Here is a 16,617-nt window from a genome sequence, read left to right on the forward strand (position 1 = left end):
CAAAAAAATACAACCTGTATGGTAGTAAGAAGAAAATAAAAAATAGTAATTTTTTATTTTACTGGAGTTTTCTCCGGCCTTTTGACCGGAGAAATAATAGAAGGAAAGAAGAGGGGTATGGTGTTTTATATTTCAAGATAGTCAAGGATGCCTGATGCGGCTTTTCTGCCTTCTGCAATTGCAGTGACGACTAGATCAGAGCCACGTACTGCGTCTCCCCCAGCGAATATTTTGGCGTTACTGGTCTGGAAGGGGAGATCGCTGGATTCCGGGGCAATGATGCGCCCTTTTTGATCAAGATTAATCTGATGTTTATCCAGCCAGTTCATTGTGTGAGGTTTGAAGCCAAATGCCATGATCACAGCATCGGTTTCTATCAGGAATTCTGAGTCCTGAATGAGTTCCGCTTGGCGGCGGCCTTTTTCATCCATGGTACCCAGTTGTGTTTTCACCACTTTGACGCCGCAAACATGCCCTGCATCGTTAATCTCAATGCTGACGGGCTGGAGATTGAAGCGAAATTCTACACCTTCTTCTTTGGCATTTTTTACTTCACGGCGGGAACCCGGCATATTTTCTTCATCCCGCCGATAGGCACAAATAACATGGGTTGCACCTTGACGAATCGAAGTACGAACGCAATCCATCGCAGTATCACCGCCGCCCAGAACCAAGACGCGCTTGCCTTTCATATCAACAAAGGGCTGTTCCGGCAGGGAAGGATAGCTCATTAACTGACGAGTATTAGCGATTAAAAAAGGCAGGGCATCATAAACACCATCCGCATCTTCATTTTCCAGTCCGCCGTGGATGGATTGATAGGTACCAATACCAAGAAATACAGCATCAAATTCTGCGGTGAGTTCATCCAGCGTGATGTCTTTACCTATCTCCGTATTCAAACAGAATTCGATACCCATTTCGGAGAACATTTCATGGCGACGGATCATCACTTCTTTTTCCAGTTTAAAAGCGGGAATGCCGAATGTGAGTAAGCCACCAATTTCGGGATGACGATCGTAAACAACGACTTGCACACCGTTGCGCGTCAGAACATCAGCACACGATAATCCCGCAGGGCCGGCACCAATCACAGCCACGCGTTTGCCTGTTGGGGTTACATGTGACATATCAGGCTTCCAGCCCATTGCGATAGCTTTGTCGTTGATATAGCGCTCAATGTTGCCAATGGTGACAGCACCAAAGTCATCATTGAGTGTACAGGCACCTTCACACAAGCGATCTTGGGGGCAAACCCGCCCGCAGACTTCTGGCAGGCTATTTGTCTGATGTGACAACTCAGCCGCTTCGATTATGCGTCCTTCATCGACCAGTTTCAGCCAGTTTGGAATATAGTTGTGTACAGGACATTTCCATTCACAATAAGGGTTACCACAGGCAAGGCAGCGATCTGCCTGTGCTTGTGCCTGACTCTCTGAAAAAGGTTCATAAATTTCCACAAATTCTATTTTGCGGATTTTCAACGATTTCTTAGGTGGATCGACACGCTGTAAGTCGATAAATTGATAAACATTCTGGCTCATTATTGACTCCTTACTGCGCCTGAACCCGCAATTCCGCAGAGGAGCGGCTACGGTGTCCCAACAACGCGCTGACATCACTGGATTTAGGTTTAACCAGCGCAAATTTATCGACCCATTGTGACCAGTTTTCCAGTATGCTTTCGCCATGTGGAGAACCCGTCAGGTGCACGTGTTCAGTAATTAACCCACGCAGATGTTCTTTGTGAATAGCAAGGGTATCCATTGAGAGTATCTCCACCAGCTCTGGATTGACGCGTTTGCGAAAATCATCAAATTCATCAAGTACATAAGCGAAACCGCCTGTCATGCCAGCACCGAAATTTACGCCAGTGCCGCCGAGAACACAGACAATACCGCCGGTCATATATTCACAGCCATTATCGCCAATCCCTTCAATAACGGTGATGGCACCTGAATTACGGACTGCGAAACGTTCACCGGCACGTCCGGCAGCAAACAGTTTTCCGCCTGTTGCACCATAAAGGCAGGTATTACCGATAATAGTGGTCTCATTACTTTTGAATGCTGAACCGACCGGAGGGCGGATGGCAATACGACCTCCTGCCATACCTTTGCCGACATAATCGTTGGCATCGCCAGTTAAAGTCAGTTCGACACCGCCGGCATTCCAGACACCAAAACTCTGTCCTGCTGTTCCGGTGAAATTCAGTTTGATCGGATCAGCTGCCCGTCCTTGATCGCCATATCGAGTCGCAATTTCACCAGAGAGAGCAGCACCAATAGAGCGGTCGGTATTTTGAATATCAAAATAGAACGTTTTACTCTGTGAATTTTCCACATAAGGCATAGCGTGGGCGATGATGGACTTATTCAGTTCACCTTGATCAAAAGGTGGATTGCCTTCTGTGCAATGCAACGCTTTTCCAGCATGAGGTTCAGCCGTTTCCAGCAACGGCTCAAGACAGAGTTTATTTTGTTTGGCAGAGATACCCTCCAGTATCGTCAGCAAATCTGTTCGGCCAATTAAGCCAGTGAGTGTTTTCACACCCAATTGTGCCATTAGCTCGCGTGTCTCCTGCGCAATAAAGTGGAAGTAATTAATCACTCTTTCCGGCAGACCGTGATAATGAGATTGACGCAATTTTTCATCTTGCGTTGCCACACCCGTCGCACAGTTATTTAAGTGGCAGATCCGCAAATATTTACAGCCGAGGGCAACCATGGGACCTGTGCCGAAACCAAAACTTTCCGCACCCAAAATCGCTGCTTTGATGATATCAACCCCGGTTTTCAAACCGCCGTCAACCTGAAGGCGGATTTTATGGCGCAGCCCATTGGCAACCAGCGCCTGCTGAGTTTCCACAAGCCCTAATTCCCACGGGCAACCAGCGTATTTTACAGAGGACAGGGGGCTTGCTCCGGTTCCTCCGTCATAACCAGCAATAGTAATCAGGTCGGCATAAGCTTTAGCTACGCCTGTGGCGATGGTTCCCACACCCGGCTCTGAAACCAGTTTGACTGAAATCAGGGCCTTTGGATTAACTTGTTTAAGATCGAAAATCAGTTGAGCCAGATCTTCGATAGAGTAAATATCGTGATGAGGTGGCGGCGAAATCAGTGTGACACCGGGTACGGAGTAACGCAATCTGGCAATATAAGGTGTGACTTTATCTCCCGGCAACTGACCACCTTCACCCGGTTTCGCACCTTGTGCAACTTTGATCTGAATGACATCGGCATTGACCAGATACGCTGGTGTAACGCCAAACCGACCGGAGGCGACCTGCTTAATGCGGGAAACTTTTGTTGTGCCGTAACGAGCCGGATCTTCCCCACCTTCACCGGAATTGGAAAACCCTCCCAAGGTATTCATCGCTTCTGCCAATGCCTCATGAGCTTCAGGGCTTAGTGCACCAATCGACATGGCAGCGGTATCAAAACGCTTAAACAAAGCTTCTGCGGGTTCAACATCCTCAATGGAGATGGGTTCACTCTGGGGAGAAATTGCCAACAGATCCCGCAATGTTGCAACGGGACGCCTGTTCACCAATTCAGAGTATTTCTGGTAATCACTGTATTTGCCACTATGAACTGCGGCTTGCAATGTGCTGACAACATCGGGGTTATAAGCGTGGTATTCTCCATTGTGAACATACTTAAGCAAACCACCCTGATCGATGGTGTGACGTTGCAGCCATGCCCGCTTGGAAAGATTAAGCAGATCTTGTTCAAAGTCGCTGAAATCTGCCCCTTCAATGCGGCTGACGACACCATTGAAGCAAATGTTTGTTACATCAGAATGTAAGCCTACGACCTCGAATAATTTAGAACAGCGATAAGAGGAGATCGTAGAGATGCCCATTTTGGACATAATCTTATACAACCCTTTATTAATGCCGTTGCGATAATTCAGCATAACGCGGGGATAGGGGGTATTGATTGTGCCATCATCTACCATCTTTCCCAGAGACTCATAGGCAAGATAAGGGTAAACAGCGGTAGCACCAAAACCCAGTAATACGGCAAAATGGTGCGGATCACGCGCACTGGCGGTCTCCACAATCAAGTTGGCATCACAGCGCAGGTTTTTTTCAACCAGACAATGCTGAATAGCACCGACGGCCATTGGCGCAGGGATTGGCAATCTTTCTGATGAAATATTGCGATCAGATAATACCAGCAATACCGAACCGTTACGGACAAGTTTCTCTGCTTCCTTGCACAAGGTGTAAACCGCATTTTTAAGACTGGTTTCCTGCGGATTGAAAGTCAAATCCAGTGTGTCAGCACGGTAATATGGCTCTTTCTGTGTCGTGAGCTGCACGAAGTCTGGGTAGAGCAGGACAGGTGATTCAAAGCTCAATCGATGCGCTTGCCCTTCTGCTTCACAAAAGACATTCATCTCCCGCCCAATGCGGGTAGACAGCGACATGACATGAGCTTCACGCAGTGGATCAATGGGAGGATTGGTCACTTGGGCAAACTGTTGGCGGAAGTAATCATAGATGATGCGCGGGCGGCGGGAAAGAACGGCGAACGGTGTATCATCTCCCATAGAGCCTGTCGCTTCTTGGGCATTTTCGCCAAGGGTACGTATAACTTGATCCAGTTCTTCATTACTGTAGGCAAATTGCTTGTGATAAGTTGCCAACAGCCGATCATCCAAATCTCTTTGCCCGACCTGATCTTCCGGTAGTTCTTCAAATGGAGTCAAACGCCTGACGTTTTTCTCTAACCATTCTTTATAAGGATGACGGATTTTCAAATCATTGTCAGTTTCAGTGGAATGAAGAATACGGCCTTCATAGGTATCAATGACCATCAATTCGCCCGGCCCTACACGCCCCTTTTCCACGACTTCATCGGGCTTGTAATCCCAAATGCCCACTTCAGACGCACAGGTGATCAGTTTATCTGTAGTAATCACATAACGGGCTGGGCGTAAGCCGTTTCTGTCCAGATTACAGGCTGCATAGCGCCCATCAGAAATCACGATGCCGGCAGGCCCGTCCCAGGGTTCCATATGCATGGAATTGAAATCGAAGAACGCGCGCAGGTCATCATCCATATCGGGATTATTCTGCCATGCAGGTGGAACCAGCAGGCGCATTGCGCGAATTAAATCCATGCCACCATTGAGAAACAGCTCCAGCATATTGTCTAACGAACTGGAATCGGAACCGGTTTCATTAACGAAAGGCGCGGCGGTATATAAATCAGGAATGAGTGGCGTACGGAATTTATAGGCTCTGGCTTTGGCCCATTCGCGGTTTCCTGTAATGGTGTTGATCTCTCCGTTGTGGGCCAGATAACGGAAAGGTTGTGCCAGTGGCCAGCGAGGAACCGTATTGGTTGAAAAACGCTGGTGGAACAGGCAGATAGAAGACTCCATCCGTAAATCGGCCAAATCTGGATAGAAACGGGGTAGATCAGCCGCCATGCACAGCCCTTTGTAAATCGTGACCAGATTGGACAGGCTGCAAACATAAAAATCGTTGTCGGTAATGTGTTTTTCTATACGGCGCCGGGCAACGAACAACCGGCGCTCCATATCTTGTGTCCGCCATCCGGCAGGCGCATTGATAAAAATCTGCTCAATACGAGGAAGGCTTGACAGGGCAATTTCACCCAAAATATCTCGGTTGATGGGGACTTCCCGCCAGCCAACAATAGAAAGGGTTTCGTTTTGTAATTCTTGTTCTACGATGTCACGGCATGATTGGGCAATTTTGGCATCCTGACTCAGAAACAGCATACCGACGGCGTAGTTTTTGGCGAGTCTCCACGACTGCTCGCTGGCAATCATCTGAAAAAAACGATCTGGCTTTTGCATTAATAAACCACAGCCATCACCGGTTTTGCCATCTGACAAAATCGCGCCCCGATGCTGCATCCGAGCCAGCGCATGTATGGCTGTGCGCACCACCTTGTGGCTTGGCTCACCTTCAATATGTGCAATTAATCCAAAGCCACAGTTATCTTTTTCCTGCAATTTATTATACAACATTGTAAAGCTCCCCAAGTTCTGTCCGGTTCTCACATCACTCGCGAGATGGTATAGATATATTATTTCTATAGGCGTCTGATTTGCGCCCTCAGCAAACGCCACTTGTTTTATTTGCAATTTTTATTTGCAACAACAAGCGGTAAATCAAAATGATGTTATGTTTCATGTCATATCACTGCATAAATATGAATCGGACGATTGTTCGATATGGAATTTTCAGTGAATTCCCAACTTATAGAGAAAAATAGGGCAGGTCAAATCGTAGAAAATCAGGTTTATTATTATTAATATTTATCCATGGTATTAAATTAAAAGAAGAAATTATGTTATTTTGTATTTTGTGAACTAGATCATGAGTGTTACATGATGTGAGCTATATCACTAAATCAACGGAATTATTTGTTTCATATATGCTATTAAATTAAGTTTTTTTAGATATTTAATCTTAATTTTGTAAATATATCGAAATTATCAAGTGTGTTTTGTGTGATATAAGAATAAATTATCAATTGCTTTTTGCTCTAAAAAATAAAGTGAGAAATTTTATGATTAAATATTCTATTTTTGTGAGTTTTTATGTCTCTGGTGTCAGGTGATATCCCTCAACGAAGTTGAGTCTTTTTTGCGTTATGATTCAATCTGATGACTTTACTGGAAATAGTTTTGACTTGGAGTGGTTATGAAGCTGATTCGGGAACTTGCCCAATATTATGTAGATTTGATGATGAAGCTAGGGTTAGTGCGTTTTTCAATATTGCTCGCATCTGCTCTGGTTATTCTTGCAATGGCTATGCAAATGGCGGTGACATTCGTATTGCACGGGGAGGTGCAGGGCATTGATTTAATCCGCTCGATCTTTTTTGGTTTGTTAATCACTCCTTGGGCGGTTTATTTTCTTTCTATTGTGGTAGAACAACTGGAAGAATCCCGTCAGCGTTTATCCAGTCTGGTCGCAAAACTTGAGGAAATGCGCCAGCGTGATGCGGAATTGAATCTGCAACTCAAAGAAAATATTGCCCAATTGAATCAAGAAATTTCCGAAAGAGAGAAAGCGGAAAAAGCGCATCTGGTGTTATTGAATAAACTCAAATTAGAAATGGAATATCGTGAAAAAACTCAGATTGAACTTGAGCAGCAATCCATTTTGCTCCGTTCATTTCTGGATGCATCTCCTGATCTGGTTTATTACCGCAATGAAGACGACGAATTTTCCGGCTGTAATAGGGCGGTGGAACTGCTGACAGGCAAAAGTGAGAAGCAGCTTATCGGCCTGACTCCGAAGGAGGTTTACGATAAAGAAATTGCCAAGAAGGTAATGGAAACCGATGAAAAAGTATTTCGTCACAATGTATCCCTGACTTACGAGCAATGGCTGGTTTATCCTGACGGGCGCAAGGCTTGTTTTGAACTCCGGAAAGTCCCTTTTTATGATCGCGTCGGGAAACGACATGGGCTAATGGGGTTTGGACGCGATATTACGGAGCGTAAGCGCTATCAGGACGCGTTGGAGAATGCCAGTAGGGATAAGACGACTTTTATCTCTACGATTAGCCATGAGCTTCGTACGCCTTTAAATGGCATCATTGGTCTGAGCCGGATTCTGATGGATACCGATGTAACACCAGAACAATGCAAATATCTGAAAACCATTCATGTCAGTGCAATTACACTGGGTAATATATTCAATGATATCATCGAGTTAGATAAAATTGAGCGCCGCAAAGTCCAGCTTGATAACCAGCCAATTGATTTCACCGGTTTTATGGCTGACCTGGAGAACATTGCAGGGCTGCTGGTGCAACCGAAAGGTATTAAATTCGTGATGGAGCCGGAACAACCGTTGCCTGCCAAGGTAGTGACTGACGGAACCCGTTTGCGGCAGATTCTGTGGAACATGATCAGTAACGCCGTGAAATTTACACCAGAAGGGGAAATCCGGGTTCGTATCTGGCGTGAAGAGGGGGAGTGGCTGTTTTTTGAAGTTACAGATTCTGGTATTGGCATTCCTGCCAATGAGCTGGAAAAAATCTTTGCCATGTACTACCAAGTGACAGACAGTGCTGGTGGGCGTCCTGCGACAGGAACAGGCATTGGTCTTGCAGTCTCGAAGCGCCTTGCTCAGGCTATGGGTGGTGACATTACGGTAACAAGTTCGCTGGGACACGGCTCCTGCTTTACTTTGTCTGTTGTTACTCCTGTCATTGATGAACACCTTAAAGGGAAAGAAGCGCAAGATACCCTGCCATTACCGGCACTGAACATCCTGTTGGTAGAAGATATTGAACTGAACGTCATTGTTGCCCGTTCCGTACTGGAAAAGCTGGGGAACAGTGTGGATGTTGCCATGAATGGTCATGATGCACTGGCAATGTTCGATCCTGAAGAATATGACTTGGTGTTGTTGGATATCCAATTGCCGGATATGACAGGGCTTGATATTGCCCGCAAATTACACCAGCGTTACTCCAGCCAATCTTTACCCCCATTGATTGCCCTGACAGCTAATGTATTGAAAGATAAAAAAGAATATCTTGATGCCGGTATGGATGATGTCCTCAATAAGCCGCTCTCCGTTAAAGAGTTAACGGCCGTGATGGAAAAATATTGGGGTAAGGCATTTGAACCTGAAAATACACCACAAGAGGCTAATATTGTGACACAGGATGAAGAACTGCTCGATACGGAGATGCTTAACCAATATATCGAATTGGTTGGGCCTAAAATGATTGCTGATAATCTGGTAATTTTTGAAACCATGATGCCCAGTTACCTTGCCTTGCTGGACTTAAATATGACTGCCAGAGATCAGAAAGGAATTACGGAAGAAGCCCACAAAATCAAGGGAGCGGCAGGTTCTGTCGGATTACGCCACTTGCAGCAGCTGGCTCAGCAAATTCAATCTCCGGATCTACCGGCATGGTGGGATAACGTTCAGGAATGGGTGGATGAGTTAAAGTTAGAATGGAAGAATGATATAGAAATACTGAGAAACTGGTTGTCGGATGCTACAAAAAAATAACCCCAACCGAAGTTGGGGTGCGCGAATACTGCGCCAACACCAGGGAAACTTGTTTACCCGCTTATCTAAGATTTGTTTTCGGTGCGAGTAGTTAAAAAATTCTTCCACACAGAACACAGGTACCAACATAGCAAAGATAAGATTTTTTGTTACAAGATTCATTAAAATCTGTGATGAAGATTGGTGTTTAACCCTCTAAGGGGTTAAGCATTAATCTACTACAAATGGAGAGAAATATGAAATCTGTTGCCATTATATTGAGTGGTTGTGGAGTGTACGATGGAAGTGAAATTCACGAATCAGTCCTGACTATGCTCTCTTTAAGTCGTCTTGGTGCTGAAGTATCCTTTTTTGCACCTGATGATGCACAACATCATGTAATTAATCATGTTAATGGAGAGGTGAAACAAGAAAGCAGACGCATAATGGAGGAATCTGCCCGTATAACACGTGGAAATATACAATCTTTATCTAAAGTTGATATTAATGCATTGGATGCATTGATTATTCCAGGCGGCTTTGGAGTAGCCAAGAATTTATGTAATTTCGCATTTAAAGGATCAGATTGTGATATAAATAAAGAATTATTAAGTATTGTGCGGGCAATGCATCAACAAGGCAAACCAATGGGCTTTATGTGTATTTCTCCTGTGATGGTGCCTAAAATATTAGGTAAATCGATAAAAGTTACCATCGGCAATGATCCTGAAACTGCGGCTAAAATAGAAGAAATGGGAGGTATACACGTAGAATGTCCAGTTGATGATATTGTTGTTGATTTTGCAAATAAAATTGTAACAACACCAGCCTATATGCTGGCTGAATCCTTATCTCAGGCAGAAAAAGGGATTGATAAGCTGGTTAAGAAAATATTGGAAATGATTGAGTAACTGGATGATAAATCCTTTTTTAATATTATGGCGTTGGCTGAAAAGAATTGTATTGTCGATCACAGTTCTATGGTTTGTTGCTGTAATCGCGTTTTCGTTTCTGCCGGTGCCATTTTCTATGATGATGGTAGAGCGGCAAGTGAACGCCTTATTGTCAATTAATTTATCTTATGTTTCTCGCTCCACATGGATAGCTCAGCATCAAATCTCACCTTATATGGCATTAGCCGTTATTGCCGCCGAAGATCAAAAATTTCCAAAACATTGGGGATTTGATTTCGATGCTATCGAAACTGCTATCGCTCATAATAAAAAATATCAGAGACGTATACGGGGTGCATCGACAATTTCTCAGCAAACAGCCAAGAATTTATTTCTATGGGAAGGACGTAGTTGGGTAAGAAAAGGATTGGAAGCGGGATTAACTTCCATACTGGAATTATTCTGGTCAAAGAAACGTATTTTGACGGTCTATCTTAATATTGTTGAGTTTGGCAATGGCATTTTTGGTGTGGAAGCAGCAGCTCAACATTACTTTGGCAAACCTGCCAGACGCTTGACCGCTTCTGAAGCCGCATTGCTTGCCGCAGTATTGCCGAATCCTCATCGTTATAAAGTGAATGCGCCTTCTGCTTATGTGTTACAACGCCAGAAATGGATTTTGTGGCAAATGAAGCTGATGGGAGGCGAAAATTACTTAAAGCAAAATAAATTGAGATAGAAACTGGCACAGGGCAGTAATGTATTGAGAATAAAAAGCGGCACTATATATTGTGCCATTGTGCCGCTTCGTCTGGAAAATGGAGAAATTTTAGTTTGGGTATTTAGTTGAGATTAATTCAGGTAAGTAAACGCCGTTGTCACGCGCCTGATCCCACTCGTTTCGCTGGCAATTTTTGCAGCAGCAGTTCCTTCTTCTCTGGTCACGATGCCAAACAAAAAGATTTCACCATTTTCTGTCACCACTTTGATGCTGGAAGATTTAACTGCATCACTGGCCAGAATCTGGGAGCGCACTTTGGCTGTCAGCCAAGTATCTGAGGACGCTGTTCCCAATGAAACAGGATTGCCTTGGCGGATCTCATTATAGACCACCTCAGTCCCTTCAACCTTTGACGCAATTTGCTTTGCTTTATCAGCCAGCGCCATATTGGGGCTTTGTCCGGTTAAAAGAACCTTGCCTTGGTATACTGTTGCTACCACGCGGGCTTGTGCCTTAATTTGTGGATCTTTGCTGATGGCATTGCTGATTCGGGCTTCCAGAGTAGTATCATCAACTTGTTGCCCAACTGTCCGTGGATCTGAGCCGGCTTTTGTCGCAATCGCAGCTGAACCCACGACAGCGGCACCAATGCATCCTTGCAATAACATTGCACTAAAACATAGCAATAATAGAGAAAATAACCGCATTATTGGGCTCCTTATTCATCCTGATGAGGAAATAACGTATTGTCGATTAAGTCGCACAGGCAATTGATTGTCAACATATGAACTTCTTGAACCCTGATGCTGTGATGTGAGGGGATACGGATTTCAACATCCTGCGGGCCAAGCAACCCTGCCACTTCACCTCCATCGTAGCCTGTCAGTGCGACAATCGTCATATCGCGTGTGACAGCTGCTTCCACGGCTTTGATGATATCCCGGCTGTTACCATGGGTAGAAATGGCGAGCAGGACATCTCCAGCATGCCCCAACGCCCTGACTTGCTTGGCGTAGATTTCGTCAGGCTGTTTACTGTTGGCAATGGCCGTGATCACCACATTATCAGTATTCAGAGACAGCGCCGGCAGACTTGGCCTCTCTGTTTCAAAGCGGTTTATCATGCTGGCGGCAAAACGCTGTGCGGTTGCGGCTGAGGCACCGTTACCACAACAAAGAATTTTATTGCCGTTCAGCAGTGATTGAACCATCAGTATTGCCGCGCGCGATATTGCGTCGGGTAATGCTTCTGCTGCTGCGATCTGAGTTTGAATACTTTCCGTAAAGCAGACTTTAATTCTATCCAGCACGTTATGACCTATGTATATTGGAATCTGTTTAGAGAGTAAATTAAGAACCTACTAAAATAGGCTCTCATTCAGGGTAAAAGCATTTTTCAGCCATTCAAATTTCTGGCCTGTTATCGCACAAACATCAAAGCGACAAGGTGCAGTTTCCAGACATTCATTACGCTGGTTCAGCCAAACTGCCGCAGTATGCAATAGCTTTCTGCGCTTGCTTTGGGTAATTGTAGCAATAGCATCACCATATTGAGCGTTCTGGCGAAAGCGGACTTCGACAAATACCCACGTATGCTTATCACGCATGATGAGATCGATTTCTCCACCACGAATTTTTACATTTTCTGCAACAAAGGTAAGCCCCTGTTGTTGCAGAAATTGCTTGGCCTGCTGTTCGTAATGTTGCCCTAGCGCATAGCTACCCGTTGTTTTGTGATGTTTATTGTAACGCATTACTTTGATCAACATTATTCACATCGTCTGATTCATTCGAGTTATTAGTAATCTCGGTATGTTCAGTATTGTCAGCACGATTTTCGAGAATGATACGACCATTACTGAACTGCATCCAAGGGAGTTGGCGCATGATGATGCAATTATCCGAAACTAAAAGCTCCCCTGATGCACCATTCAGACGGAACCCCGTTTCTTGCTGCATTTGTGTAAACTGATTAGCCAGTGACCACGCGTCGATTCCCATTGCATAAAGGCGCATCAGGGAGTAGTCATTGGAAAATTTTTTGGCAGCTTGCTGCATCAATGGCACGTTCATGCCTGTCAACAGTGGAATGTCACTAAACTGTATTCCATCCATTTCTAAACGGAAATCAGGGCCCAAGCCTGATTTATTACTACGTGAGGTGGTATACAGAGCGGGTTTTTTGCGAGAGCTGATTGCCATATCGATCATTGGTTTGATAGTTGTCAGCTCATCCGCTGTCGCGACTATATAAACGGCATCCACCGAGCCATTGGCTGAACTTGTGGAAACAACGGGCACATTTATATTGGCCTGATTAGCGGTATCCGGTGCAGGGGTGCTGACGGTAATTGGCGTACCAGACATGCGAATGCCAACACCACGGTTCATGGATTGTCTCATTTCATCCGGTGTCCCGAAAGTTTGCTGCAATACGGTTTGCCCCCCTAATTTTTGCCACTCTTTTGCAAAGGCTTTTGCAATTCGTGTACCGAATTCAGTTCGCGGTATTAAAAGCAGTGGATTGCGTTTCTGCTGCTGCCAGATATGCATGGCGGCGTTTTTTGCCTCATCTTCTGGGGACAGCGAAAAATAACAGATATTAGGTTGTACCTGCGGAACATCCAATTCATTGAGAGCCAGAATATTGAGCGACGTTTCAATCTGTGCAAGCTTTTCCACGTTGGGTTTCAGTAAAGGCCCAACGACCAGTGTAATACCATCTTGTTCAGCTTGTGCCAGCAGATTAGTCAGTGGCTGGCTGTTAGTGTCATAGACTTTTACTGCCTGAACATTTACGGGAGTATCACTTATTGTGAATGACGTGGTATCAGAGATTGTAGCTATTTCAGGTATCGATGCCGCGCCAACGTCAGTGTTTTCTGAATTTGACGTATTGGTATCCACCGAATGAGATAGATCGGTGTTATCAGGTAATCCATTATCCGTCGTAGAAGCAATAGCCGCAGCAATAGTTGAGTCAGTCACGTTTACAGGCGATACTGGTTTTGGCAACCCTTTTTGCGCATCAAGGAAACCTTGGCGAATAGCTTCACCGAACATTTTTGCCTGACCACTTAAGGGCAGGAATAATCCGATTGTGGCATGACCATCATTTGATTTTTCCAACATTTGTTGCAGCGAAGTAGGTAAACTACGTGCAGCAGGGTTGCCAGAATAGCGAATTTTCCAATCGCTGATGGCAGGGCGGAGTTTATCGAGATTTTGCTGATTGTTCTGATAAGCATTGAGCAAGTCGAGCCAGCCTTGCAACGTATATTCGTTGGCATTGATCACCAACTCGCTGAGTTGCTGCGAGGAAAGATGTGTCAGAGCCTCCCAGGTTTCATCAATGTTTTTCTGATGCTCAGCTTCATATGTTGCTTGGTTTTCTGTGACATCGTGTGTCTTTGATAAATAATGTTCCAGCGCAATGTAAGCACGGATAACATCCAGTGATGGTTGATTATGCGCTGTATCAATAATGGCTTGATAGTGGTTAATCTCTGCGCTGATATTGTCCTGAGGCTGAGAAGTTGGTTGCCCTTGCTGTGTGGGCATGGTACACCCTGCAATAATCATAGTCGATAGCAGTGCTGTATAGACTAAACCAGTTTTGAAACGCACAAAAATTGAGGGAAGCATACTGTATCCAGTGATGTTTTTTTCAAAGATGCTCAATTTTAAATCGGTCATTCGGAAGAAACAATGAATCAAACCAATCGAGCAGTGGTTACGACATCCACGCTGTATGTTGTGCCAACCCCTATTGGAAATCTCGGGGATATTACCCAGCGTGCTCTTGAAGTTCTTAAACATGTCGATCTGATTGCAGCTGAAGATACGCGACACACTGGCTTGTTGCTTCAACATTTTGCCATTAATGCGCGTATGTTCGCACTTCATGATCATAATGAACAGCAGAAAGCAGATCAATTGATTGCAAAATTGGAACAAGGAATAAGCATCGCGTTAGTGTCTGATGCCGGTACTCCTTTGATCAATGATCCGGGCTACCACCTTGTCCGTCGTTGTCGGGAAGCAGGAATTAAAGTCGTTCCACTGCCCGGCCCTTGTGCAGCGATTACGGCTTTGTCTGCGGCTGGCCTGCCTTCCGATCGTTTTTGCTATGAAGGTTTTCTGCCAGCAAAAAGTAAAGGGCGTCAGGATACCCTGCGTGAATTAGCACAGGAACCAAGGACGCTGATATTCTACGAATCAACACATCGTTTATTGGACAGTTTAGAAGATATTGTAGAAGTATGGGGAGCAGATCGGTATGTTGTGTTGGCCCGGGAACTGACCAAGACGTGGGAGTCCATTCAAGGAATGCCTGCGGGAGAACTTCTGGCATGGGTCAGGGAAGATGAAACCCGTCGCCGTGGTGAAATGGTGCTGATTGTGGAAGGCTACCGTAAACCAGCGGAAGATAGTTTGCCACCGGAAGCCTTGCGGACATTGACATTGCTGCAAAAAGAGCTGCCATTGAAAAAGGCAGCGGCATTGGCGGCTGAGATACACGGCGTGAAGAAAAATGCATTGTACCGTTACGCTCTTGATCAAGACAGTTAATTGAAACCTGTCATTGAGCAAATTAAAGACGACGTGTGAAAATTCCTATACATCGGATAGTAAACCCCTTATAATCCGCGCCGGAGTTGACCAGACAGTCGCCGCTTTACCGCTCTCCTCCGGGAGAAGTAAAGGGGAGGAAAGTCCGGGCTCCATAGGGCAGGGTGCCAGATAACGTCTGGGAGGTGAAAGCCTACGACCAGTGCAACAGAGAGCAAACCGCCGATGGCCCGGCTTATTTGCAAAAATAAGTTTGGGATCAGGTAAGGGTGAAAGGGTGCGGTAAGAGCGCACCGCGCGGCTGGCAACAGTCCGTGGCACGGTAAACTCCACCCGGAGCAAGACCAAATAGGGGTTCATATGGTACGGCCCGTACCGAACCCGGGTAGGTTGCTTGAGCCAGTGCGCAAGTGCTGGCCTAGATGAATGGCTGTCCAAGACAGAACCCGGCTTATCGGTCAACTTCATAAATTTAGCCCCACAGAGTATTTACTCTGTGGGGTTTATTCATTTCTTGGTCAGATGAAATGAATACTAAGTCAGAAAAAACTGAACCAGAAAAAACTGGGCCAGAAAAATCACTCTGCCAAATCAATTAACAGTCCCCGAAACAGCGTGTCTGCTTGCAATGTGATTTCTTGTTCTTCCTGAATAAATACACCATCTCCACACTGAATCACAACTTCATCTGTCCTGCTGCTGATCCTTGCATTGCCTCTGATAGATTGCAGGTAGGCATATTTGTTCCATAAAGACAAAGTTTGGTGTTCTCGGGGTTTTATCACAAAATAGCTTATCCACACTTGTTGGCGCAGGTACATGCTGCTGTTTTCTGATGTGGGGGAGGCCAGCAATGTTAACGGCCTATCTGGCAAAATTTTACGTTGTAATGGCAGGGGTTCTTGCTGAGGACAGGCATTGAGCCAGAGTTGCATCCTCGTCATGGGTATTTTGTCACTGGGATTGAGTTCACTATAACTAATGCCCTGACGAGCAGAAAACAGCAAGCAATCACCTTGTTTTGCATGGATATAATTTCCCTCACTGTCACGATATTGAGCTTCTCCTTGCAGGATAATATTCAAAATATCGACGTGAGGATAAGATTTAGGCTGAAATTCGGCTTTTGGTGCCAGAACTTCCTGATTAAGAACACGTAACGATTGGTAGTTCAAAAATTTTGGGTCAAAATAGTGACCGAATGAAAAAGTATATCGAGCCTGTAACCAACCATAATCGGCTTTTCCACATTGAGTTGCTGACCTCGTTATCATCATCGTTGTCATCTCTTTAACTAGAGCGTGTTGACCTTTGTTGTACATGTTTCAATCGACCCACATAGGGAGCCACATGATTGAAAATGCCAAAGCAACGAGACTTTCATAATTTCTTGCTAATTTGTCATACCGAGTAGCTACTGCT

The 16,617-nt window shown here is 45.1% G+C and carries 10 protein-coding genes, 1 other RNA gene and 2 pseudogenes; 5 read left to right on the top strand and 8 right to left on the bottom strand.

All coding sequences use genetic code 11. The features are described from left to right. Positions 1-125 precede the first annotated feature (125 nt). Positions 126-1,544 (bottom strand): glutamate synthase small subunit, encoded by a 1,419-nt coding sequence (locus AACQ81_RS05050; RefSeq protein ID WP_237386562.1) that lies wholly within the window; start codon positions 1,542-1,544, stop codon positions 126-128. Positions 1,545-1,554: 10 nt separating this feature from the next. After that, positions 1,555-6,012, bottom strand: coding sequence for a glutamate synthase large subunit (gltB, locus tag AACQ81_RS05055; RefSeq protein WP_237386563.1), 4,458 nt, complete (start codon positions 6,010-6,012; stop codon positions 1,555-1,557). A 679-nt stretch (positions 6,013-6,691) separates the two neighbouring features. Between gltB and arcB the strand changes: the two are divergent. From arcB to mtgA, 3 genes and pseudogenes are all read left to right on the top strand, one after another. After that, positions 6,692-9,122 (top strand): annotated as a pseudogene (gene arcB, locus AACQ81_RS05060) (aerobic respiration two-component sensor histidine kinase ArcB). Positions 9,123-9,267: 145 nt separating this feature from the next. Beyond that, positions 9,268-9,921, top strand: a complete 654-nt coding sequence (elbB, locus tag AACQ81_RS05065) for an isoprenoid biosynthesis glyoxalase ElbB (protein ID WP_237386565.1) — start codon at positions 9,268-9,270, stop codon at positions 9,919-9,921. Positions 9,922-9,925: 4 nt separating this feature from the next. Continuing rightward, a complete protein-coding gene (gene mtgA / locus AACQ81_RS05070; RefSeq protein WP_237386566.1) occupies positions 9,926-10,642 on the top strand; it encodes a monofunctional biosynthetic peptidoglycan transglycosylase in 717 nt (238 codons plus the stop codon). 113 nt (positions 10,643-10,755) lie between these two features. On the opposite strand, the gene dolP is transcribed toward mtgA, so the two are convergent. From dolP to AACQ81_RS05090, 4 genes are read right to left on the bottom strand one after another with little or no spacing between them, the layout of a single operon-like run. Beyond that, positions 10,756-11,331, bottom strand: coding sequence for a division/outer membrane stress-associated lipid-binding lipoprotein (gene dolP / locus AACQ81_RS05075; RefSeq protein ID WP_237386567.1), 576 nt, complete (start codon positions 11,329-11,331; stop codon positions 10,756-10,758). An 11-nt stretch (positions 11,332-11,342) separates the two neighbouring features. Beyond that, complete coding sequence (gene diaA, locus AACQ81_RS05080; protein ID WP_237386568.1) at positions 11,343-11,933, bottom strand: DnaA initiator-associating protein DiaA; 591 nt, start codon at positions 11,931-11,933, stop codon at positions 11,343-11,345. 51 nt (positions 11,934-11,984) lie between these two features. Further along, positions 11,985-12,377, bottom strand: a complete 393-nt coding sequence (locus AACQ81_RS05085) for a YraN family protein (RefSeq protein ID WP_237386569.1) — start codon at positions 12,375-12,377, stop codon at positions 11,985-11,987. Further along, positions 12,364-14,268 (bottom strand): penicillin-binding protein activator, encoded by a 1,905-nt coding sequence (locus tag AACQ81_RS05090; protein ID WP_237386570.1) that lies wholly within the window; start codon positions 14,266-14,268, stop codon positions 12,364-12,366. The genes AACQ81_RS05085 and AACQ81_RS05090 overlap by 14 nt, the downstream gene beginning before the upstream one ends. Positions 14,269-14,331: 63 nt before the next feature. Here AACQ81_RS05090 and rsmI point away from each other — a divergent pair, with 63 nt between their 5' ends. Beyond that, complete coding sequence (gene rsmI / locus AACQ81_RS05095) at positions 14,332-15,195, top strand: 16S rRNA (cytidine(1402)-2'-O)-methyltransferase (RefSeq protein ID WP_237386571.1); 864 nt, start codon at positions 14,332-14,334, stop codon at positions 15,193-15,195. 82 nt (positions 15,196-15,277) lie between these two features. Beyond that, an RNA gene (gene rnpB, locus AACQ81_RS05100) (RNase P RNA component class A) lies at positions 15,278-15,665 on the top strand. A 108-nt stretch (positions 15,666-15,773) separates the two neighbouring features. Here the strand turns inward: rnpB and AACQ81_RS05105 are convergent. Both AACQ81_RS05105 and AACQ81_RS05110 read right to left on the bottom strand, forming a co-directional pair. Continuing rightward, on the bottom strand, positions 15,774-16,472 hold the full coding sequence (locus tag AACQ81_RS05105) for a pirin family protein (protein WP_237386572.1): 699 nt from the start codon (positions 16,470-16,472) through the stop codon (positions 15,774-15,776). Between the two features lie 48 nt (positions 16,473-16,520). Beyond that, a pseudogene (locus AACQ81_RS05110) lies at positions 16,521-16,617 on the bottom strand (IS5/IS1182 family transposase); the annotation flags it as partial.

Origin of the sequence: Xenorhabdus sp. Sc-CR9 (assembly GCF_963897815.1) — a bacterium.
Lineage (GTDB): Bacteria > Pseudomonadota > Gammaproteobacteria > Enterobacterales > Enterobacteriaceae > Xenorhabdus.